The sequence below is a fragment of the Nocardia sichangensis genome (assembly GCF_047200615.1).
Lineage (GTDB): Bacteria > Actinomycetota > Actinomycetes > Mycobacteriales > Mycobacteriaceae > Nocardia > Nocardia sichangensis.
Genome location: NZ_JBJZOK010000002.1, coordinates 134,877 through 155,725 on the forward strand (window position 1 = coordinate 134,877; position 20,849 = coordinate 155,725).

General features: G+C 67.8%; 21 protein-coding genes and 1 pseudogene. 14 read left to right on the forward strand and 8 right to left on the reverse strand.

The features are described from left to right. The first annotated feature begins 36 nt into the window (after positions 1-36). The 4 genes from ACL03I_RS03060 (at position 37) to ACL03I_RS03075 (ending at position 4,820) form a co-directional block, all read left to right on the forward strand. Positions 37-393: a YraN family protein gene (locus ACL03I_RS03060; protein WP_355069898.1), complete on the forward strand. Its 357-nt coding sequence runs from the start codon at positions 37-39 to the stop codon at positions 391-393. Next, complete coding sequence (locus tag ACL03I_RS03065; RefSeq protein WP_364427199.1) at positions 394-1,902, forward strand: YifB family Mg chelatase-like AAA ATPase; 1,509 nt, start codon at positions 394-396, stop codon at positions 1,900-1,902. A 779-nt stretch (positions 1,903-2,681) separates the two neighbouring features. Beyond that, positions 2,682-3,842 (forward strand): DNA-processing protein DprA, encoded by a 1,161-nt coding sequence (gene dprA, locus ACL03I_RS03070; protein WP_412805102.1) that lies wholly within the window; start codon positions 2,682-2,684, stop codon positions 3,840-3,842. A gap of 54 nt (positions 3,843-3,896) precedes the next feature. After that, positions 3,897-4,820 (forward strand): tyrosine-type recombinase/integrase, encoded by a 924-nt coding sequence (locus ACL03I_RS03075; RefSeq protein WP_355069902.1) that lies wholly within the window; start codon positions 3,897-3,899, stop codon positions 4,818-4,820. A 1,197-nt stretch (positions 4,821-6,017) separates the two neighbouring features. On the opposite strand, the gene ACL03I_RS03080 is transcribed toward ACL03I_RS03075, so the two are convergent. Next, a complete protein-coding gene (locus tag ACL03I_RS03080) occupies positions 6,018-6,515 on the reverse strand; it encodes a GNAT family N-acetyltransferase (protein ID WP_355069904.1) in 498 nt (165 codons plus the stop codon). Positions 6,516-6,727: 212 nt separating this feature from the next. Between ACL03I_RS03080 and ACL03I_RS03085 the strand changes: the two genes are divergently transcribed. Beyond that, entirely contained in the window at positions 6,728-7,417 is a 690-nt protein-coding gene (locus ACL03I_RS03085) for an FHA domain-containing protein (RefSeq protein ID WP_355069905.1), read from the forward strand. Between the two features lie 30 nt (positions 7,418-7,447). Here the strand turns inward: ACL03I_RS03085 and ACL03I_RS03090 are convergent, their stop codons facing one another. The 3 genes from ACL03I_RS03090 to ACL03I_RS03100 all read right to left on the reverse strand — a co-directional run bounded on the left by ACL03I_RS03090 (position 7,448) and on the right by ACL03I_RS03100 (position 10,212). Further along, the gene (locus ACL03I_RS03090; RefSeq protein ID WP_355069907.1) at positions 7,448-8,113 is read right to left on the reverse strand and encodes a chymotrypsin family serine protease; all 666 of its coding nucleotides are present in this window, start codon (positions 8,111-8,113) and stop codon (positions 7,448-7,450) included. 177 nt (positions 8,114-8,290) lie between these two features. Next, positions 8,291-8,542: a hypothetical protein gene (locus tag ACL03I_RS03095; RefSeq protein WP_039799516.1), complete on the reverse strand. Its 252-nt coding sequence runs from the start codon at positions 8,540-8,542 to the stop codon at positions 8,291-8,293. A gap of 206 nt (positions 8,543-8,748) precedes the next feature. Then, entirely contained in the window at positions 8,749-10,212 is a 1,464-nt protein-coding gene (locus ACL03I_RS03100; RefSeq protein ID WP_412805103.1) for an MFS transporter, read from the reverse strand. Positions 10,213-10,266: 54 nt separating this feature from the next. Here ACL03I_RS03100 and ACL03I_RS03105 point away from each other — a divergent pair, with 54 nt between their 5' ends. The 5 genes from ACL03I_RS03105 to ACL03I_RS03125 all read left to right on the forward strand — a co-directional run bounded on the left by ACL03I_RS03105 (position 10,267) and on the right by ACL03I_RS03125 (position 15,080). Next, entirely contained in the window at positions 10,267-11,043 is a 777-nt protein-coding gene (locus ACL03I_RS03105) for a TetR/AcrR family transcriptional regulator (protein ID WP_412805104.1), read from the forward strand. 125 nt (positions 11,044-11,168) lie between these two features. Further along, positions 11,169-11,900, forward strand: a complete 732-nt coding sequence (locus ACL03I_RS03110; RefSeq protein ID WP_355069911.1) for an acetoacetate decarboxylase family protein — start codon at positions 11,169-11,171, stop codon at positions 11,898-11,900. Positions 11,901-12,427: 527 nt separating this feature from the next. After that, entirely contained in the window at positions 12,428-12,826 is a 399-nt protein-coding gene (locus ACL03I_RS03115; protein WP_355069913.1) for a YidH family protein, read from the forward strand. After that, positions 12,823-13,131 carry a DUF202 domain-containing protein gene (locus ACL03I_RS03120; protein ID WP_355069915.1) on the forward strand — a complete coding sequence of 103 codons (309 nt, stop codon included), beginning with the start codon at positions 12,823-12,825 and terminating at the stop codon, positions 13,129-13,131. The genes ACL03I_RS03115 and ACL03I_RS03120 overlap by 4 nt, the downstream gene beginning before the upstream one ends. Positions 13,132-13,178: 47 nt before the next feature. Further along, the gene (locus ACL03I_RS03125) at positions 13,179-15,080 is read left to right on the forward strand and encodes an alkyl/aryl-sulfatase (protein ID WP_412805105.1); all 1,902 of its coding nucleotides are present in this window, start codon (positions 13,179-13,181) and stop codon (positions 15,078-15,080) included. A gap of 12 nt (positions 15,081-15,092) precedes the next feature. On the opposite strand, the gene ACL03I_RS03130 is transcribed toward ACL03I_RS03125, so the two are convergent. From ACL03I_RS03130 to ACL03I_RS03145, 4 genes and pseudogenes are all read right to left on the reverse strand, one after another. Beyond that, the gene (locus ACL03I_RS03130; RefSeq protein WP_355069918.1) at positions 15,093-15,584 is read right to left on the reverse strand and encodes a hypothetical protein; all 492 of its coding nucleotides are present in this window, start codon (positions 15,582-15,584) and stop codon (positions 15,093-15,095) included. A gap of 102 nt (positions 15,585-15,686) precedes the next feature. Beyond that, complete coding sequence (locus ACL03I_RS03135) at positions 15,687-16,199, reverse strand: DUF1990 family protein (protein WP_355069919.1); 513 nt, start codon at positions 16,197-16,199, stop codon at positions 15,687-15,689. A gap of 128 nt (positions 16,200-16,327) precedes the next feature. Then, a pseudogene (locus ACL03I_RS03140) lies at positions 16,328-16,849 on the reverse strand (M23 family metallopeptidase); the annotation flags it as partial. Between the two features lie 23 nt (positions 16,850-16,872). Continuing rightward, entirely contained in the window at positions 16,873-17,154 is a 282-nt protein-coding gene (locus ACL03I_RS03145; protein ID WP_355069921.1) for a hypothetical protein, read from the reverse strand. Between the two features lie 378 nt (positions 17,155-17,532). Between ACL03I_RS03145 and rpsB the strand changes: the two genes are divergently transcribed. From rpsB to frr, 4 genes are all read left to right on the forward strand, one after another. Beyond that, a complete protein-coding gene (gene rpsB, locus ACL03I_RS03150) occupies positions 17,533-18,345 on the forward strand; it encodes a 30S ribosomal protein S2 (protein ID WP_355069923.1) in 813 nt (270 codons plus the stop codon). 99 nt (positions 18,346-18,444) lie between these two features. After that, entirely contained in the window at positions 18,445-19,269 is an 825-nt protein-coding gene (tsf, locus tag ACL03I_RS03155; RefSeq protein WP_355069925.1) for a translation elongation factor Ts, read from the forward strand. 195 nt (positions 19,270-19,464) lie between these two features. Further along, a complete protein-coding gene (pyrH, locus tag ACL03I_RS03160) occupies positions 19,465-20,193 on the forward strand; it encodes a UMP kinase (RefSeq protein ID WP_039799499.1) in 729 nt (242 codons plus the stop codon). Between the two features lie 50 nt (positions 20,194-20,243). After that, on the forward strand, positions 20,244-20,801 hold the full coding sequence (gene frr / locus ACL03I_RS03165; protein WP_355069927.1) for a ribosome recycling factor: 558 nt from the start codon (positions 20,244-20,246) through the stop codon (positions 20,799-20,801). The last annotated feature ends 48 nt before the right edge of the window (positions 20,802-20,849 follow it).

A 20,849-nucleotide genomic window follows, 5' to 3' on the forward strand; every position in this document is an offset into this window, starting at 1 on the left:
CGCTGACCTGATCCGGCTGCGGCGCACGCTGGCCGGGTGACGGACAAACAGGCGCTCGGCGCGCACGGGGAGGAATTAGCGGCGGACTTTCTGCGCGCCGCGGGGATGGAAATCGTCGCCAGGAACTGGCGGTGCCGATACGGCGAGCTCGATCTGATCGCCCGCGACGGGGATGTGACCGCCTTCGTCGAGGTCAAGACCCGCTCCGGGCTGGGCTACGGCACACCCGCGGAGTCGGTCACCTTCGCCAAGCGGCAGCGGATCCGGCGGCTGGCGCTGCTGTGGCTGGCCGAGCAGGACGGACCGTGGCGGCGCATCCGGTTCGACGTGGTGTCGGTGCTGGTGGCGCGGGGGCGTACACCGGTCATCGACCATCTCGAGGCGGTGTTCTGAATGGCGCTGGGGCGGGCGCACTCGGTCGCCGTCACCGGCGTGGACGGTCTGCTCGTCGAGATCGAGGCAGATATCGGACAGGGCCTGCCATCGGTCCACCTGGTCGGGCTTCCCGACACCGCGTTGCAGGAATCCCGTGACCGGATCCGCTCCGCGGTGGCGAACTCGGGGGAGAAGTGGCCCGACGGCCGGGTGGTTCTCGCGCTGTCGCCCGCGACACTGCCGAAGCTGGGCAGCGTGTACGACTTGGCGCTCGCGATCGCCGTGCTGGACGCGTCCGGCTCGGTGCCCTCCGAACGGCTCGCGAAGACGGTGCTGCTCGGCGAACTCGCGCTGGACGGACGGGTGCGGCGAGTGCGCGGCATCCTGCCCGCCGTGCTCGCCGCGCGCAGGGCGGGCTGGTCGACCGTCGTGGTGCCCGCGGTGACCCTGGCGGAGGCCGGGCTCGTCGAGGGCATCGAGGTCTTCGGGGCGCGCAGTTTGCGCGCGGTGGTGGCCTGGTTGCGCGGGGAAGGCGCGCTCGACGAGCCGGACGGCGACCTGCCGGACACGGTGCGCCACGGCGGCGATCTGAGCGAGGTGGTGGGGCAGGAAGAAGCCCGCTGGGCTTTGGAGGTGGCCGCGGCGGGCGGGCACCACCTGCTGCTGACCGGGCCGCCCGGCATCGGCAAAACCATGCTGGCCCAACGTCTTCCTGGGCTGCTGCCACCACTCACGGAGACCGAGGCGCTGGAGGTCACCGCCATCCACTCCATGGCGGGCACACTCGCAGGCGATCACCCGTTGGTCACCGCGCCGCCGTTCGTCGCCCCGCACCACTCGACCTCGGTGACCGCGATGATCGGCGGCGGATCGGGGACCGCCAGGCCGGGCGCGGTCAGCCGAGCCCACCGCGGTGTCCTGTTCCTCGACGAATGTGCCGAGCTCGGCACGAAAGTGCTGGAAGCGATGCGAACGCCGTTGGAAGAAGGGGAAGTGCGCATCGCCCGGCGCGACGGTGTCGCGCGGTACCCGGCCCGCTTCCAGCTGGTGCTGGCGGCCAATCCGTGCCCATGTGCTCCGGCGCGCGACGTCGACTGCATCTGCGCGCCGCTGGCTCGCCGTCGCTATCTCGGCAAATTGTCCGGTCCGCTGATGGACCGGATCGACATCTGGGTGCGGATGCACGGGCAGTCCGGCGCGGCGTTCAGCACCGATGCAGCCGAGAGCAGCGAGGTGGTCCGCGGCCGGGTCGCCGTCGCACGGCGCGCTGCCGCCGCCCGGTGGCGCGAATACGGATGGCTCACCAACGCTGAGGTTCCCGGCCACATCCTGCGTCAACGATTCCGGTTGCCGCGCGAATCGCTCGCTCCGGTCGAGGCCGCGTTGCGTCTCGGTCGCATGTCCGCGCGGGGTGCCGACCGAGCCATCCGCGTCGCGTGGACCATATGCGATCTGCGCGGCGGCGAGCTGCCCTCTGCGCAGGACGTACTGTCCGCGTTGAACTTCCGTCAGCGGGGTGCGCAATGAGTGCGACAGTGCCGCCCGAAGGCGCGGACGACCTGCCTGTGGCCGCCGATGTGCCTACCGCCGGGGATGTGGCTGGGGTCGTGGATGTGCTTGCGTGCGCGAACGCAACTGCGGCCGACAGCGGGTGTGTGGTCGGCGATGTGTCCACCGCCGAGGACGGGCCTCGGGTTGCGGACGTGCTTGCGGGCGCGGACGTAGTTGCAGCCGATAGGGCGTGTGTGGCGGTCGATGTGCCTACCGCCGAGGACGGGCCTCGGGTTGCGGACGTGCTTGCGGGCGCGAACGCAACTGCAGCCGACAGTGCGCCTGTGGCCGCCGATGCGCCCGCGGTGGTGGACGTGCCTCGAAGCATTGATTTATCCGGCGTCGTGAATCTGCCAGCGATCGTCGGCGCCCCTGTGGTCTTCGGGGCAATGGCGGGGGCCCACATGCGCGCTGCCGCAGATTCGCCTGCAGTCGCCGAGGTGGTTGTTCCTGGTGTCGGACAGGCGCGTGAGGCCGTGGAGGTGCCCGCGTCAAAAGATCTGCCTGCCCGGGCGGGTTTGTCCGTGGTTGTAGACGTGGCTGGGAATGCGGAAGGGCGCGACGTGGATGTGCCTGCCGTCGTCGAGGTGCCCGCGATGGTGGCGGTCTCTGGAGTCGGGGACTCGAGTGCAGGCGCGGATCGCTCTGTGCTCGCGGAGGTGGCTGCTACGGCGAACGGAGTACCGGTTGTCGAGACGCCGGCAGCGGCGGGCGTTCCTGGGGTCGTAGATGCGCCTGCGGTGGTTGGTGTGCCCGTGAGCGGAGCGGGATCGTCGTCCGGTGAATGCGACGACCCGCGGCTCGCGTGGGTGTATCTGTCGCGGGTGGTGCAGGGGCCGTGTGCTCCGCTGTCGGCGCTCATCGAGTCGGTCGGGGTTGTCGAGGCGGCCCGTGCCGTGCGGGAGTGCGCGTTGCCCGAGCCGCTTCGCGGGCCCACGGCGCAGCGGCGTGACATCGATCTCGCGGCGCGGGATCTCGAGACCGTCGAGCGGATCGGCGGGCGCGTGGTGACGCCGGACGATCCGGAATGGCCCGCATGGCGCATGCTCGGTCTCGCCCAGCTCGAGCCGGGCAAGGATCGCGACGGCGCGGTACCGCTGGTGTTGTGGGTACGTGGCCCGCGCTCGTTGCTGGAATCCAGTGAACGCGCGGTGGCGGTGGTCGGTGCGCGGTGCAGCACCGGCTACGGAAACCGGGTCACGGGGGAGATCGCGGGCGACCTCGCCGCGCAGGGGTGGACCATCGTGTCCGGAGCGGCGTTCGGTATCGACGGCATGGCGCACCGGGCAGCGCTGGCGGTGGAAGGCCCCACGATCGCCGTGCTGGCCTGCGGCATCGACCGGCCCTATCCGGTGCAGCACGAACGCCTGCTGGCCGATATAGCCGAATCAGGTTTGGTCGTCAGCGAATACCCGCCCGGCGTCACCGCACAGAAGCATCAGTTCCTGGCCCGGAACCGCTTGATCGCCGCTCTCGCCGACGGCGTGATCGTCGTCGAGGCGGGCCTGCGCAGCGGCGCGCGCAACACCGTCAAATGGGCACGCCGCATGGGTCGTCCCGCCTTGGCCGTGCCGGGTCCGGTGACCTCGGCCGCTTCGGTGGGCTGTCACCGCATGATCCGCGACGGCGAAGCCCTGCTGGTGACCCGAGCCGAAGAAGTCGTCGACGAGGCCGGACCGTTGCGGCTGTCGATCCCCGTGGCGGCAGCGGGCGGCAATCCGGAGGATCAGCTGACCGAAGACGACGCGCTGGTCTTCGCGGCGCTGCCGAGAATCGGCTCACGACTGCCACTGGAGGTCGCCCGGCAGTGCGGATTGTCGCTTCCGGTGGTCCGTGCGACTTTGTCCGCTCTCGAATTGGCGGGTCTGGTGTCCAGTGACGAAAGCGGTTGGCACCGAACGGTACGGGGTCGATGAGCGGGTTCGGCGCGGTCGCTTGCCATCCGGACCACGGGTGGGGACGGTGGAGGCATGGACGAACTGCCCGAAGACCTGGAAGCGCTGCTGACGGAGTACGGCAGGCATCTGCTGCTCGGGCGCAACCGCTCGGAGCACACGGTGCGCGCGTATCTGGGGGACGCGCGATCCTTGCTGGAGCATCTGTACGCGCGATCGGCGGATTCGGCGATTCGCGAACTGGACCTGATGTTGCTGCGTTCGTGGCTGGCCCGGCAAGCCGCCGCGGGTGCGGCGCGCACGACCGTGGCCCGGCGGGCGTCATCGGCGCGCACGTTCACCGCGTGGCTCACCCGGACCGGCCGGCTGCCTGTCGATCCCGGACTGCGTTTGGGGTCGCCGAAGGCGCATCGCGTGCTGCCCGCCGTACTCGGGCGGCAACAGGCGCTCGGTGCCATGGACGCGGCGGAATCCGGTGCCGCGCAGCGCGATCCGATGGCGCTGCGCGATCGGGCGATCGTGGAATTGCTGTACGCCACCGGTATCCGGGTCAGCGAGTTGTGCGGGCTGGACATCGAAGACGTGGACCGCGAGCGGCGCGTGGTGCGGGTGCTCGGCAAAGGCAACAAGGAGCGCTCGGCGCCGTTCGGCACGCCCGCCGACGAGGCGGTAGGCAACTGGCTGCGCTACGGACGCCCCGCTTTCGCCACCGCGGACTCGGGTCGAGCGCTGCTGCTCGGCCGCCGCGGCAGGCGCTTGGATCAGCGCCAGGCCAGAACCGTTGTGCACGAGGTGGTCTCGGCCATCCCCGGCGCACCGGACCTGGCGCCGCACGGTCTGCGGCACACCGCGGCGACCCACCTCCTCGAGGGCGGTGCCGACCTGCGCGTGGTCCAGGAACTCCTCGGACACGCAAGCATGGCCACCACTCAGCTCTACACCCACGTCTCCATCGACCGTCTCAAGAAGGTGCACGACCAGGCTCACCCCCGCGCCTGACCCGCTCGTGGGGCGGTGGCGGCGACGGGGCGTAGTGCGTGCACGTTGGTTTCGCCGATACCCAAGTGATCGATCCGGGTGAGGGCCGAGCGAACGAGTGCATGCAGCTCACCTTCGGCGACGCGGCGTCCATCGGCTTCGGCCCTTTGGGGTCACGCGGAGACGGCGGCATCTTGAAGGCGACGACAAATAGCCCGGCTGTCGATGCCAATCACGGCGTCGGCAACCGGTCGGATGGCCGGGCACGCTGTCCTCCGGTACCGCCAGCGGGCGCGCACGTGCACAGTGCGCCGGGCCCATGCTTTGGCGCCTGTTGGAGCGCGTGCGGCCCGTGGCGTGCCGCTGGGCCTGGCCGGGAGGGCGGTGGTCCGTGTGTTGGCCTGCTGGAGCATGTGAGAGTGTGGGCGGCCCCGTGGCGCGCCGCTGGGCCTGCTGGAGTGTGCGTGAAGTCGCGCCGTTCGTGTGTTGGCCTGCTGGAGCGTGTGCGAGTGCTGGCGGCCCGTGCTGGCCATCCTGGAGTGTGTGCGTGGGGGCGGCGGTTCGTGCGTAGCCTGCTGGAGTGTCTGGGGGGCGGCGGTTCGTGTGTTGGCCTGCTGGAGCGTGGGCGAGTGCTGGCGCCCCGTGCTGGCCATCCTGGGGTATGCGTGGGGCGGCGGTTCGTGTGTTGGCCTGCTGGAGCGTGTGCGAGTGCTGGCGGCCCGTGCTGGCCATCCTGGAGTGTGTGCGTGGGGGCGGCGGTTCGTGCGTAGCCTGCTGGAGTGTCTGGGGGCGGCGGTCCGTGCCTTGCCCTGCCTGAGCGTGTGCGAGTGTGGGCGACTGGTGCCCTTGGCTTGCTGGAGTGTGTGGGGGCGGCGGTTCGTGCGTGGGCCTGCTGGAGAGTGTGGGTGAGGGAGGCGTGGCCTGTGCGTTGGCCTACCGGAGTGTGGGCGGCCGGTGCTCTTGGCCTGCTGGACTGTGCGAGTGTGGGCGGGGCCAGTGCCTTAGCCTGCCTGCCGGCGCGTGTGCGTGGGAGGCCGTGTGGGCTTTATCGAGTGAGCCGCATCCATTTTGCTCGTCGCGCCCCTGCCGAACCCGCATCTTCGCAGTGCGGTCGCCGGTTCCGCCCAGGCGGCGCGCGCCGGGACACCCGGCATCGTCGCAGGCCGCGATCTCCCGGACAAAGGGAGTGAGCGGACAAGCGACAACATCCGCGACCCGTCACGGGCTGACGTAGTAATGCACCCGCGCCTCTTGTCCATCCGAGGTATGCCAACCGCCGAGCCCGCTGTACACCTGCCGCCAACCGTGCCGCTCGTACATCGCAATCGCCGCCGCACTGTCGGAGGCCACGGTGAGTACAGCACGGTGCCCCAGGCTCGCGGCCATGCGCGCAGTCGCGGTCAGCAACTGCGAACCCACTCCAACCCGGCGCGCGGCCGGGACGACATACAGCCGGATCACCGAGACGACAGTCTCCGCGCCGACCGATTCGCGCACGACCTCCGGCATTCCGCCGCCCGTGCCGAGTCCGGCGTGCCCGACCACCGCTCCGTCGTGTTCGGCGACAAGGGCCGCGAGGAGTTTGGGCGGCGACAGCCAGCCTGCCGGGTTCGCAGGCCACACGTCCGGATACCGATCGCTGTCGTGGACGTGCCGCAGTGCCGCGGCGCAGGCGTCGAGATCACCCTCGGTGCGCGGTCGAATGATGACGCTCATCTCGACCATTCTTACTGCCCCACGCTGGAGGCAGCATTATTCAGACCGATCGGTTGGATTTCCGTTCATTGTCGTGCACTGCGGTCCGGTACTGCCTCGCTCGCGCAGCGAAGTAGTCGAATACGCATGTGATCGGCGTTGAGAAAGGGCACCCTTGAAGTAGCGAATCAGTGCCCGCAGTTCACGGCGTACTTCGAGTGGGAAGACGAGCGATGTCTACGTCCAGCGGACCGGAGGCCCTGCGTCGCGAACTGTACCCACTGGTGGGGCAGTCCGCGTGGCGACGCTCGGCCATCGCTTCCGCCTCGCCGCAGCCCGCCGCACCGGACGGGGCGCGGGAGATCTCCCTCGACGGCGGCGCGTCCAGGATGACGATCGGGCGCTCCGTCGCCGCCGACATCATCGTGACTTCCGACCCGACCGTGTCCCGGCTGCACGCCATTCTCGAGCGGGTGGGCGGATGCTGGACCATCGTCGACGACGGATTGTCCAAGAATGGGACATTCGTCAATGGCGAACGTGTGGGCGGTCGGCGGAAGCTCGGTTCCGGCGACATGATTCGCGTGGGTCGATCGGTATTCGTCTTGCGGGTCGACGAGTCCTTCGACGAGGAAATGACTCTCGCCCATTCACCACTGCCGACCCGAAACTCCCTTACCCCGGCCCAGTACGTGGTTCTCGAGGCTCTGTGTCACCCGTACGACGCGCGCGACGCGTACTCGTACCCTGCCTCCAACCGGCAGATCGCGGACAATTTGTGTCTGAGTCTGTCCACGGTGAAGACGCATATGCGGGCGCTGTTCCGGATATTCCAGGTCGAAGCCTTACCCCCGAACCAGAAGAGGCTGTTCCTGGTCGAACGCGCTATCGAATTCGGCATCATCACCGACCAGGAGAGGTAAGGCTCCGGCTGGGAACGAAATGAAATCCGATCAGATCGGCTGAAAACCGGACCCTGCCCCGCCGCGTGCATTCACGTCCGCGACGACCGCGGTGATGTCGGCGCCGAGTTCCGGTCCGAGGCACGGCACCGCCAAGTAACCGTTGACCATGCCGACGAGCGTCGTTCCGACGACGAGCGGAGCGCCCGAATCTCCCTCGGCGACACATGTTTGGCTCCACGTCGAATTGCCGCCCGTCAACATATCGCCGTAGGCAGGCCCGCAGGTCCGGCCGGTGGTCCTGCCTTCCTTGCAGACGGTGTCCGGGAATCGAGCCGGCCCGCCCAGGCCGGTGATGGTGGTTCCGCCCACTTGGTTGACCGGCGTCACCTTCCCCGGATCGAATTCGATGACGGCGTAGTCCATGTCGTTGTTGGCGTAGACGATGGTGCCGAGGGTGCCGGCGTCGCGATCGTTCTCCGAGACGATGGCGGCATTCGCCCCACCACAATGACCCGCCGTGAACCCGACCAGCCGACCACCGGAGTCGCGTCCGATCGTGGTCAGAGTGCAGATGTTCTGACCGCCGACGACGATGCCGGAGCCACCACCCAGAACGGATGGCGTCGCGGCCTGCGCGGTCCCAGGTGCTCCGAACGGCGCTGTCAGCGCGGCGAATGCCGCCGCAGCGCCCACGAGTTTCCTGAACTTGGTCATCCGGTAATTCAACCGTACTTGTCCGTGCGTCACCGTCGATTCCCAGATGTTCACGTGGCAGGGATACGGCTCGAAACGAATTTCTTCATCGGGACGGGAATCGATGGTCAGAAGTGATGCGCCTCGGGTCTACGCCCGAGGCGCACTCGTGTTCGACGGGCTTATGACGAAACGCGATCAGGCGGCGCAAATGGCCACGGCAACCGCATTGGCCACCGGCGGAAGCAGCAACAGAGGAGCGCAGAAAATGCCCAGCGGCCAAATCAGGCCCAGTGTCGCGGGCTCGACCTGGACAGGTACCGGATGGTCCGCCACTTGCACCGGTCCCGGTGCTACGTCCGGGGCTGCAGAAGCGAAACCTGACCCGAGGGCGATGATCGGTGCGAGCGCTACCGCCGCCGCCGTTACGCGCATTTTGTTCGTGATCATGATGTCTCCAGTGGTTGATTGCTTCACCAGCCCTCGTTTGTTGAAGGCCTCAGTGTGAACACACAACCAACTCTGCTCGGAGCAAGCGCAAGAGGCCATCAGCCTCCGGGTCGGAATCATTCATACCGGAGGAGGCGAGAAGACATCGGAATCGCTATTCTGCGCAAACGAATGTGGCCGTCGAATCAGGCGGCCCGCCGAAACGATCAGCCGTGCGCGACCGCAGCGGGATCCGGCTGCTCGGCCGGTTGCGGACGCCGGGCGCGCAGCAGCACCGCGCCGAGCGCAGCGGCGGCGATGCTGAATCCGGCGCTGATCCACGCGCCCGTGGACATAGCGGCGGTGAAGGCGTCCTTGGCGGGCTCGACGTAGCCGAGCTGGAAGGCGGCGCCGATGGATTCACGCGCCGTGTCGGGCGCGTCGGCGGGCATGTTCGAGGTGAACACACCGGCCAGCACGCTACCGAGGACGGCGATGCTGATCGCCATGCCGACTTGCTGGATCGTGTCGTTCATCGCGTAGCCGACACCGGCGTGCTCCAGCGGAATGGCGCTCATGATGGCCGCGTAGGCGGCCGGACCCGCCAAGCCGCCGCCCACACCCATCACCAGCATGCTGACCAGCACCCAGAGATATCCGCTCCCGAGCGCGAGGACGCCGAAGGCCACTCCCATGACGAGCAGGCCGGACACGACGAGTGTCTTATTGCTCAGCGTCTTGCCGAGCGTCGCGCCGAGGCCGTTGCAGACCGCGGCGGCCACGGCGTACGGGAGCAACGCCAGTCCGGCCTTCATCGGGCCGTAGCCGAGTACGAACTGCAAGTACTGAGTGAGCATCAGCATGACCGCACCCATGCCGAAGACCATCAGCAACAGGGTGAAACATGTACCGGTGAAATCGCGGCTGCGGAACACCGCCAACGGCAGCATCGGATGTGCCGAACGGCTCTCCCAGATGACGAAGGCGGTCGCCGCGACAGCGGCCAGCGCGAGCACGCCGAAGTTCCATTCCCGTTCGATGATCACGTAGACCGTGGCGCTCAGCGCCACGACGGAGAGGACGACGCCGACGAGATCGACCGGTCGCTGCTCGCCGGTGGTCTCCGGCATCAGCGCGACGGCCGCGATGATCGCGAGCACCGCCACCGGGATATTGAGCAGGAAGACCGATCCCCACCAGTAGTGCTGGAGCAGGAAGCCGCCCAGCGTGGGACCGGCGACGATGCCGACCATGGAGACCGTCGACCACGCCGCCATCGCCGTGCGCCGTTCGTCCTCGGCGAAGCTGGTCATCAGGATCGACAGCGTCGACGGCATCAACAGCGACCCACCGACGCCCATCGCGACGCGGGCGGCCACGACCTGCCACGGTTCGGTCGCCAGTACGGCGGCCAGCGAGGCCATCCCGAACACGGCGAGCCCGGTGATCAGCGCTCGTCGCCTGCCGAACCGGTCGGACAAGCTGCCCGCGGTGAGCAGGAGCCCGGCGAAGACCAGCACGTAGGCGTCCAGGATCCACTGGACATCCGACGGTGTCGCGCCCAGTTCCCGGATCAGCGAGGGGATGGCGAGATTCAGCACGGTGCTGTCGAGCATCAGCACCAGCAAGGACAGACAGAGGACCCCCAGGACCCACCAGCGCCGGGGGTCTCGCACAATGTTCGATTCCACTCGCACAGCGTACGAGAAACTCGAACAGCGTGCGAGCGATTATAAGATCGTGTTGTGACCAAGCAGTTCGCGTCGGTATGGACCAAGCAGCCGCGCCAGCCCAAATCGCCCGGGCTGCGCCGCGAGCAGATCATCGCGGCGGCCGTCGAGATTCTCGACGCCGAGGGGCTGGAGTCGCTGAGCATGCGCAAGCTCGGCGCGAAACTGGGTGCGGGGGCGACCAGTCTCTACTGGCACGTCTCCAACAAGGACGAGTTGCTGGAATTGGTGCTCGACGAGTTCTGGGGTCTGGTCCGGACCCCGGAGCCCGAGGAGGCGTCCTGGCGTGAACTGCTGAACACCTTCGCCTACAACTTGCGCGCGTCCATCAGGGAGCACCCATGGATGGCGTCGCTGGTCGGGCAACTGCCGAGCATCGGCCCCAACTCGCTGCGTCTGAGCGATCGGCTGCGCCGCGCGTTCGTCCGGGCGGGTTTTCATGGCGTGGACATCTATCTGGCGAGCGGCACGGTGATGTGTTTCGTCTTAGGCCAGGTGATTCCGGAGATCGCATGGGACAAGGTATCCGAGGGGATGGAGATCGACGCCGACGGCGTGCTGCGCGTGATGCAGGACGTGGCCGGCGACTATCCCGAGATGCTGGCGGACTATCGGGCGACCGTGCCGACCGACCAGGAGGCCGGGCGTGCGATGGCGTTCGACTTCGGCTTGCTCTGCGTCCTCGATGGCCTGGAAGCTCGCCTGCGCAACCTGCGGGAACCCGGGCAAGAGTCGCGGGCGGCGGGATCGCCCGTGGGTGACGCTGAACAAGGTGAAACAGGTTCTCGGTAGTTGAAACGGGCTGAAACTCGGGATTGTGCCGATAAATTGAAACGTGTTTTTAGACGTGATCCGGTACCGGATCACGCATGGCCACGCGGCGCGCCCGAGCGCCGATGCGCAGAAAGGCGTCTGACGTGAGCACGCACACCGTTCTCGGCCGAGAGGTGCGCATGCCGGTCCGCATCCGGCTCGCGCACGCGTTCATGGCCACCTATCTGGTGCCCGCTGAACGGGCGCAGCGCCTCATCGACTACTCCGGCTTGGGGATTCTCCGGCTCCCGGGCGGGCGGGCGATGTGCACGCTGGTCTTCGTCGACTACGTCGACGGCGATCTGGGTCCGTACAACGAGTTCGGCGTCTCGTTCATGGTGCGCCACCACACCGCGGGGGCGCCCTCCGGAATCGGCGACCTGCGGGCGCTGGTGACCGGGCAGGCCGGCGTGTTCATCCACAAGCTGCCGGTGGACGGCGAGTTCACTTTGGCCGCAGGGCGTGGCATCTGGGGCTTTCCGAAGGAACTCGCCGAATTCGTCGTCGATCACGACGGCCGGACGCGCAGCGGCGCGCTGCACCAGGACGGGCAGCTCATCGCCGATCTCACGGTGCGGCCGGGATTCGCGACCCCGAACGGTCGCGCCGCGGCGTCCTCGTTCGACGCCTACTCGCACATCGACGGCGTCACTCGCTGCACGCGCTGGGAGATGCGGCCTTCCGGCATGCGTGCGCGTCTCGGCGGGGCGGAGCTGACGCTGGGCGACCATGCGATCGCCGCGGAACTCCGGTCGCTCGGCCTGCCGCGGCGTGCGTCGATGTCGTCGTCCGTCTCGCGGCTGGCGATGACGTTCGAAGACGCGATCTCGATCTGACGTGCCTTCCGCATAACCACCCGGTCACGGGCGGGTGGGGTACGTGGACGGTCCGCCGCGGCTGCGGTTAGCCTGGCTTAGCGGATCGTTTGCCAGCGCTCTAAGTTATGGAGTGTGCCCGTGATCGTCGCCGACCGGACCTGCGTCGCTGATGGGCGCTGTGAACAGCGGATATCGCACGATTTCGGGTGGCTTGCGCAAGTGATTTCCGGTACCGGATACGTGCCGAAAATATGGTTGCTGAGTTATTCAGAAACGTTCGGGTCTTCGGCCGGCCGACCGGACCGCTCGATGGTCAGTGTGCTCGCCCGGACAAGATTCTCAGGACACGTGACGGAGTCGGTCGCGTTCCCGCCGCCGGTGATGGTGCGCCGCGAGCTGCCCCGATCCCCACTAGCGTGGTGTGTCGTGACCACCGTGCAGTCCGGCGTCCTCCTGCGCATCGGAACACCGCCTGGCGCAACGACATGCAGACCCGCGGGGCGCGAGCGGGTCGCCCTCGCGAGGCGCAGGTGGGCGGACGCCCGATGTCGTTCGACCCGAACCGAGGCGGCGTGACGCTCCCGAACCCGAACCCCGGAGCCGAAGGGGAAGAGGGTGAGGAGGAGCTCGACTACCGCTTCACGCTCGCCAACGAGCGCACCTTCCTGGCTTGGATGCGGACCTCGCTCGGACTGCTGGCCGGTGGCGTCGCGGTGCACACACTGGTTCAGTCGTTCCGGATCGCGGGATTGCGGCGCGCGATCGCGCTCAGCTGCCTGGTCTTGGCGGCGGTCGTCGCGATCGGCGCGTACGGGCACTGGCGGCGCATCGGCGTGGCCATGCGGCGCGGCGATCCGCTGCCGGAGACGGTGCTGGTGCCGATCCTGTCGGCGGGCATCGCGATCGTCTCGGTACTGGCGGCGGTGGCGGTGCTGCTGCGGTGAGCGCGCCACATCTGTCCGCCGAACGCACCGCACTGGCGTGGCGGCGCACCGCCGTGTCGGCGATGGTCGTCGGCACGCTGTTCCTGCATCAGGCTCTCGGCAGCGGATGGCGTGCGGCCGCGGTCGCGCCCATCGGCGCCGCGATCGCGATGGCGGCGCTGACGGGGGCTTGTTATCTGCGCAACCGCGGTCTTCGCCGGGGCCGCTACGCCCACGGTGGTCGCGTCATCGCCGCGACGGCCGCGGCCGTGGTCGTGGTCGCGCTGGCCGCCGCGGCGGCCGGTTCTCTCGAACCGCTGCCTTGATCGGGTAGCGGCCCAGCAAAGTTGGCCGAGACGACAGGAGGACGACAATGTGCACAGCGAGCGAGCCGAGCGGCTTCATCGTCGCGGAGCACGAGCGTGCGACCGCCGCGCTGCCATTCGCCGACAGGACCGATCTGGCCGACGCCGATCGCGGCTTCGTGGCCGCGCTGGAACCCGGGGTGGTCACCTCCGAAGACGGAACCGTCGTCTGGGACAACGACTCCTACTCGTTCCTGCGCGAACCCTGCCCGCCCTCGGTCCATCCGAGCCTGTGGCGGCAGTCCGGCCTCGCGGTGCGACAGGGGTTGTACGAGGTGTGCGCGGGCATCTATCAGATCCGTGGTTTCGACATCTCCAATATGACGCTGGTCGAAGGCGAGACCGGAGTCCTCGTGATCGATCCGCTGATCTCGGTCGAGACCGCCGCGGCCGGTCTCGCGCTCTACCGCGCGCATCGTGGCGACCGCCCGGTGACCGGTCTGATCTACACCCATTCGCACGCCGACCATTTCGGCGGAGCCTGCGGCGTCATCACCGCCGAGGAGGTCGAGACGGGACGCTGCCCGGTGCTGGCGCCTGCCGGATTCCTGGAACACGCGGTGGCGGAGAACATCTACGCGGGCACGGCGATGGCGCGCCGTGCGGGGTACATGTACGGCGCCGTGCTGCCGCGCGGTCCGCTGGGCGCGGTGGGCTCCGGGCTGGGCCAGACCACGTCGGTCGGCACGGTCACGCTGATCCCCCCGACCGTCGACATCACCGCCACCGGGGAAGAGAAGACGATCGACGGCATACGGATGGTCTTCCAGCTCACGCCCGGCACCGAAGCGCCCGCGGAGATGAATTTCCACTTCCCCGACCGTCGCGCGCTGTGCATGGCGGAGAACGCGACCCACACCCTGCACAACGTGCTCACGTTGCGCGGCGCGCTGGTGCGTGACGCGCATGTCTGGGCGAGATACCTGACCGAGGCGATCAACCTGTTCGCCCGTGACTCCGACGTCGTCTTCGCCTCGCACCATTGGCCGACCTGGGGCACCGACCGCCTGGTGGAGTTCCTCTCGCTGCAACGGGATCTGTACGGGTATCTGCACGACCAGACCGTCCGCCTGCTGAACCAGGGCTACGTCGGCGCGGAGATCGCCGAGCTGGTCGCCCTCCCGCCCGCCATCGAGGAGGCCTGGCACGCGCGCGGGTACTACGGCTCGGTCAGTCACAACGTGAAGGCTGTCTATCAGCGCTACATGGGGTGGTTCGACGGCAACCCCGCACATCTGTGGGAGCATCCGCCGGTCGAATCCGCTCGGCGGCACGTGGAATTCATGGGCGGTGCGGAAGAAGTGCTCCGCAAAGCGCGGGCATCCTACGACGCCGGGGACTACCGCTGGGTGGCGCAGGTGGTCAACTATGTCATCTTCGCCGATCCGGACAACGACGCCGCGAAAGAATTGCAGGCCAGCACGTTCGAGCAACTGGGCTACGGCGCGGAGAACGCCACGTGGCGCAACTTCTATCTCAGCGGCGCCTACGAACTGCGCTACGGCTCGTTCGGCACGCCCACCAAGACGGAATCGGCCACCATGGCGGCCGCGCTGTCCGTCGACCAGATCTTCGACGCGCTGGCGTTGCGCGTCGACGGCCCGAAGGCGTGGAACCATCGGCTGGTGACGGACTGGATCCTCACCGACCAGGACCGCACCCATCGGCTCGAGTTGCGCAACGGCCGCCTCACCCACTTCGACGTCGCCCCGGGCATGTCCCTGCCGGAAGCCGATGCCACCTTCACGCTGGCCAAGGCAACACTGATCCGCGTGTTGCTGGCCGGCGACGACTTCGGCGTCGCGGCGGCCGCCGGCGACATCATCATCGAGGGAGACGTCACCAAGCTCGCCGAACTGGTCGACATCTTCGACGCCCCGGACCCCGATTTCGCGATCGTCACACCATAGTTCGCGCTTTGCTCATCTCGCCTCGCGGCCGAAGAAATAGCCGACCACGATCCCGGCGAGGCCCGACACCGGCGCCAGGTATTGCGTCAGTTCCTGTGCGGGCAGACCTTTGACGATGCCGAACATGACTCCGGCCACCGTGCCCGCCACCAGCGCGGCGGCGAGTCCTGCGCGGTAGCGCGCCTCCAGGATCTTGTTCTTCGCCTCCGCCTCTTCTTTGATCAGCTCGGTGCGGCGCGACTCCGCCTGCAGTTCATGGTCGCGCCGAGCTCGATCGACGGCCTCGGTGTCGGCATAGGCCGATGCTTGGTATTCGCGCTTCGCCGTGATGTAGGTCATCATCTGGTCGAACGAAAGGGACTCGACGCCCATCAGTCGAGAAGATTCGATGATCTCCTGGATCTCGGCACGGCTGTCGAGTGCCTCGCCGTAAATGGGCGAGGCCGGATCGCTGTCCACAGGGAAATTCACAGGACCCTCGGCCATTTCGGGTTCGCCGGTCACCGGAACAGTATCGCCCCGTCGTCGCTGCCCTGCTGGTTGATCAAAAGTTCTGATACAAAGCACTTTTCGGTTGTTCCGAATGTACGGCCGTTCCGTCATCGTTCAATCGGACGTCGGCAATGTCGCGAGGTATCGGCCCGCAACGAAGCGCTGGGTCAGCCGCATCACGGGTCCGCCGAGCCGGGTGTACCAGGTGGCTGGGCGGGAGAACGCGACGATCAGCCCGTACACCATGTCGTCGGCGGAGTCGTACTCGACCGCGAACAATTCTTCACCGGAGGCCGGGTGCCCGGGCAGGGTGCCGTAGGCGAAACCCCGCCGGTCGGGTTCGTCGAGGACGTACACCACCCGGCACGGAGCGGTGATCCCGAACGGCCCGACTCCGAGCCGCACGGTGACGGCGGTGCCGGGCTCGGCCGTCGGAGTATCGGCGGATCGGAAGATCCCGGTGCCCTTCTGCACGCGGTAGGCCAGAATCTGCGCCCCCGCCTGCTCGAACAGCGCGCGTCCCCGGCCGATGCGCCGCCGCAGGCGTAACCCGTGATAGCCCTCCGGCGCCACACCCCGGGTCGCGCCGAGTTCGGAGTACGTGAACGGCTCCAGTCCATCCGCCATGTCCTGATCTTCGCCCCACGGCCTACGGTCTCGCCACCTTCTGCCGCAGACACGCCGGTCCGGGGGCGCCGAGGCCGCCGACCGATGCGCTGCGACGCGGCGGATCGTCCGACGCTGGAACCAGGACGCACCGGCTTGAGCCGCAGGGGAGTGAGATGCAGAAGCCCGAGGGGGTCCAGATACTCACGGTTGCGGTGGAGACCGCCCTCGACGCGGGCTCCCCAGTGCAGACACACCGCCACGCATCCCAGGTGCCCCGACTCCAGCGTGCCGATCCGGGTACCTCGTCCGACCCGCCTTCCCACGGGGACTTCGGCGCGAACGGGCTCGTATGTCGTGCGGAGCCCGCCGGAGTGGTCGATGGAAACGACCGGCTTGTCGGCCACCGTTCCGGCGAAAATGACGATCCCCTCTCCCGCCGCGAGCACAGCTTGCCCCTCGGCGCCTGCCAGATCGACCCCCCGATGCCCCGGTAGCCAGTTCTGCGCGGGTTTGTCGAAGTGCCGAACCACCGCGGGGCGCGGCTGCAGGGGCCAGTCGAATCGCCCTTCGGGTCGGGCTGTCGCGGTCGGCGCCGCCGCGACGATTGCGGCGATGCCGAGAGCCAGCGCCGAAGAAGACCGCCGCCGCATCGCATTCGACCTGGTCATTCGCGCCGCGCCGGGAGGTCCGACTACGGCCCGCAGAGGGGTGCGGGCGGTGCGCACAGGTCGCTACCGGGGGCGGAACTCGTCTCATGCCGGTCGTCCTTACCGCCACCGAGTCCGGCTTGCCGGAAGGGCAGCGGCGCGCGACGCGGCAGGCCGGACAGAGACGGCAGGCAGACGGAGCCCGTGCAGGCCCCGAGCCCGGGTTTCACGGCAGGCGTCTCGGCCCCGACCGGCGGCGCGGTCACAATGCCGAGCGCGAAGAACAGCGGAAGAAGAAGGGTTGTCGCGGTGGAGATCGGTTTCATGGCTCAACCCTTCCGCGGCTCCGGCGTCGCCGAGGGCTCGATCCGTGGAATGGGGATAACCCGCTCGACTGTGGAAAGCCGCCGTTTCGCCTGGTCGGAGGCTTCGGATCGGACCGATTTAGATCTGGTGCCCCGAGGTCGTAAACTGATCGAGCGGTCTGTGCGTGCATGGACCGACTTCGCGCGCCACCGTGCTTGTTCACAGCGGCGCTGTTCGAATCGAGCTCGAGACAATTGGGTTCGCGGCAGCGTGTTCGGAACAGGGAATCGCCGGCTGGTCCCCACCTTCGTGGTCGGGTCCGACGATTCGGTGGCGCCAGGGCAGCGGATCGCCGATTCGCTGCGTCAACCGGCAAACGAAAGAGAGATACGGGAGCCATGGCTGTCGTAACCATGAAGCAGCTGCTCGACAGCGGCGCACACTTCGGACACCAGACCCGGCGCTGGAACCCGAAGATGAAGCGGTTCATCTTCACCGACCGCAACGGCATCTACATCATCGACCTGCAGCAGACGCTGACCTACATCGACAAGGCCTACGAGTTCGTCAAGGAGACCGTCGCCCACGGTGGCACCGTCCTCTTCGTCGGCACCAAGAAGCAGGCCCAGGAGTCGATCGCGGCCGAGGCGACTCGCGTCGGGATGCCCTACGTCAACCAGCGCTGGCTGGGCGGCATGCTCACCAACTTCTCCACCGTGCACAAGCGTCTGCAGCGCCTCAAGGAGCTCGAGGCCATGGAGCAGACCGGTGGCTTCGAGGGCCGCACCAAGAAGGAAATCCTCATGCTGACGCGTGAGATGAACAAGCTGGAGCGCACCCTCGGCGGTATCCGCGACATGCAGAAGGTGCCCTCGGCCATCTGGGTCGTCGACACCAACAAGGAGCACATCGCCGTCGGCGAGGCGCGCAAGCTGAACATCCCGGTCATCGCGATCCTGGACACCAACTGCGACCCCGACCTGGTCGATTACCCGATCCCGGGCAACGACGACGCGATCCGCTCCGCCGCCCTGCTGACCAAGGTCGTCGCCTCCGCGGTGGCCGAGGGCGTGCAGGCGCGCGCCGGTCTGTCCTCGGGCGACGAGAAGCCGGAGGCGGGCGCGGGCGAGCCGCTGGCCGAGTGGGAGCAGGAGCTGCTCGCGCAGGCCGCCCCTGGCGCCGAGGCCGCAGAGACCTCCGCCGAGGCCTGAGCGGACTCGTAACCAGCTGTTTCGGCGGCGATCACGAGCCAGTGCCATCGTGATCGCCGCTGTCAACATCCACACTTCTCCAAAGGAGGCTCGCCGAGAATGGCGAACTACACCGCTGCCGACGTGAAGCGGCTCCGGGAGCTGACCGGCTCCGGCATGATGGATTGTAAGAACGCGCTGGCCGAGACCGACGGTGACTTCGACAAGGCCGTCGAGCTGCTGCGCATCAAGGGCGCGAAGGACGTCGGCAAGCGTGCCGAGCGCACCACCGCCGAAGGCCTGGTCGCCGCCAAGGACGGCGTCATGGTCGAGATCAACTCCGAGACCGACTTCGTCGCGAAGAACGCGGAGTTCCAGCAGCTGGCCGAGCAGGTCGTCGCCGCGGCGGCGTCCGCCAAGCCGGGCGACCTGGACACGCTGAAGGCTCTTGACCTGGGCGGCAAGACCGTCGACGAGGCTGTGCAGGCGCTCGCCGCGAAGATCGGCGAGAAGCTCGAGCTGCGCCGCGTCATCTCGCTGAACGGCCCGGTCGCCACCTACCTGCACAAGCGTGCCTCCGACCTGCCGCCCGCCGTCGGCGTGCTGGTCGAGTACACCGGTGAGGGCGACGCCGCGGCCGAGGCCGCTCGCGCCGCCGCCATGCAGGTCGCCGCGCTCAAGGCCAAGTACGTGACCCGCGACGAGGTTCCCGCCGACCTCGTGGAGAACGAGCGCCGCATCGCCGAGCAGACCGCTCGCGAGGAGGGCAAGCCTGAGGCCGCGCTGCCGAAGATCACCGAGGGCCGGGTCAACGGCTTCTTCAAGGACGTCGTGCTGCTCGAGCAGCCGTCGGTCACCGATTCGAAGAAGACCGTCAAGGCTCTGCTGGACGAGGCCGGTGTCACCGTCACCCGCTTCGCCCGCTTCGAGGTCGGCGCGAACTGAGTTTCGCCGCACCTTCAGCGTGCAGGCCCCCCGCCGACCGAACGAACGCCGGTTGACGGGGGGCCTTCTGCTGCCGCTCCAACCGAATAAGGCAGGATAGATGCCGCTCTGCCTTGCTCTACGTCACAGGCGCCTGCCGTGAGCAACGAATCGCCGGAAGAACGACAATCCCTCGCCGAAGGAGACTGGAGACCCATGACGGACCCGGGGACCGATCGCCCAGGATATCGCCGGGTACTGCTGAAACTCGGCGGAGAGATGTTCGGCGGCGGGAAGGTCGGACTCGACCCGGACGTGGTGCAGACGGTGGCCGAGCAGATCGCCGAGGTGGTCGCCACCGGCGTCCAGGTGGCCGTGGTGATCGGCGGCGGGAACTTCTTCCGCGGCGCCGAACTCGAGGAGCGCGGCATGGAACGCGCGCGCTCGGACTACATGGGCATGCTCGGCACGGTGATGAACAGCCTTGCGCTGCAAGACTTTCTGCAGCAGCAAGGCGTGGACACCCGGGTGCAGACCGCGATCACCATGGGCCAGGTCGCCGAGCCCTACCTCCCGCTGCGCGCCAAGCGGCATCTGGAGAAGGGCCGCGTGGTCATCTTCGGAGCGGGCATGGGCATGCCGTACTTCTCCACCGACACCACCGCCGCGCAGCGCGCGCTGGAGATCGGCGCGGACGTGGTCTTGATGGCCAAGGCGGTCGATGGAGTGTTCACCGCCGACCCGCGCGTCGACGAGACCGCGACCATGTACACCGAGATCACCCACAAAGAGGTCATCGAGCGCGACCTCAAGGTCGCGGACGCGACCGCCTTCAGCTTGTGCATGGACAACCAGATGCCGATTCTGGTGTTCAATTTGTTGACCAAGGGCAATATCGCCCGCGCGGTCGCCGGTGAGAAGATCGGCACACTGGTTCGGTCCTGATACCCGCCGACCGCGGATCATGACATGACGACGCTGTGGAGGAAACGGTCGTGATTGAAGAAGCGCTCTTCGACGCCGAGGAGAAGATGGAGAAGGCCGTCTCGGTGGCGAAGGACGATCTCGGAACCATTCGCACCGGTCGCGCGAATCCGGGCATGTTCTCTCGGGTCGTGGTCGACTACTACGGATCGCCGACCCCGATCACCCAGATGTCCAGCATCACGGTGCCGGAGCCGCGCATGGTCGTGATCAAGCCCTACGAGGCGGCCCAGCTCGGGCCGATCGAGACCGCGATCCGCAATTCGGATCTCGGCGTCAACCCCACCAACAACGGGGACATCATCCGCATCTCGGTGCCGCAGCTGACCGAGGAGCGCCGCCGTGAACTCGCCAAGCAGGCGAGAGGCAAGGGCGAGGACGCCAAGGTCGCCATTCGCAATGTCCGTCGCAAGGCGATGGACGAACTGGGCCGCATCCAGAAAGATGGCGAGGCGGGCGAGGACGAGGTCGGGCGTGCCGAGAAGGAGCTCGACAAGACCACCGCCAAGTATGTCGGCCAGATCGATGAACTGGTCAAGCACAAGGAAGCCGAACTGCTCGAGGTCTGACGCGGATCGGTCGGCAGGCGTGACCGGGCCCGGAGGAGGCCCGAGTCA

What these genes read in the sequence shown, in the direction of transcription:
- ACL03I_RS03145 (WP_355069921.1), bottom strand. Translation starts at nt 17,154, where the DNA reads ATGAAACCGATCTCCACCGCGACAACCCTTCTTCTTCCGCTGTTCTTC.
- ACL03I_RS03080 (WP_355069904.1), bottom strand. Translation starts at nt 6,515, where the DNA reads ATGAGCGTCATCATTCGACCGCGCACCGAGGGTGATCTCGACGCCTGC.
- rpsB (WP_355069923.1), top strand. Translation starts at nt 17,533, where the DNA reads ATGGCTGTCGTAACCATGAAGCAGCTGCTCGACAGCGGCGCACACTTC.
- ACL03I_RS03090 (WP_355069907.1), bottom strand. Translation starts at nt 8,113, where the DNA reads ATGACCAAGTTCAGGAAACTCGTGGGCGCTGCGGCGGCATTCGCCGCG.
- ACL03I_RS03115 (WP_355069913.1), top strand. Translation starts at nt 12,428, where the DNA reads ATGTCGTTCGACCCGAACCGAGGCGGCGTGACGCTCCCGAACCCGAAC.
- ACL03I_RS03095 (WP_039799516.1), bottom strand. Translation starts at nt 8,542, where the DNA reads ATGATCACGAACAAAATGCGCGTAACGGCGGCGGCGGTAGCGCTCGCA.
- ACL03I_RS03075 (WP_355069902.1), top strand. Translation starts at nt 3,897, where the DNA reads ATGGACGAACTGCCCGAAGACCTGGAAGCGCTGCTGACGGAGTACGGC.
- ACL03I_RS03135 (WP_355069919.1), bottom strand. Translation starts at nt 16,199, where the DNA reads ATGGCGGATGGACTGGAGCCGTTCACGTACTCCGAACTCGGCGCGACC.
- ACL03I_RS03125 (WP_412805105.1), top strand. Translation starts at nt 13,179, where the DNA reads ATGTGCACAGCGAGCGAGCCGAGCGGCTTCATCGTCGCGGAGCACGAG.
- tsf (WP_355069925.1), top strand. Translation starts at nt 18,445, where the DNA reads ATGGCGAACTACACCGCTGCCGACGTGAAGCGGCTCCGGGAGCTGACC.
- pyrH (WP_039799499.1), top strand. Translation starts at nt 19,465, where the DNA reads ATGACGGACCCGGGGACCGATCGCCCAGGATATCGCCGGGTACTGCTG.
- ACL03I_RS03065 (WP_364427199.1), top strand. Translation starts at nt 394, where the DNA reads ATGGCGCTGGGGCGGGCGCACTCGGTCGCCGTCACCGGCGTGGACGGT.
- ACL03I_RS03085 (WP_355069905.1), top strand. Translation starts at nt 6,728, where the DNA reads ATGTCTACGTCCAGCGGACCGGAGGCCCTGCGTCGCGAACTGTACCCA.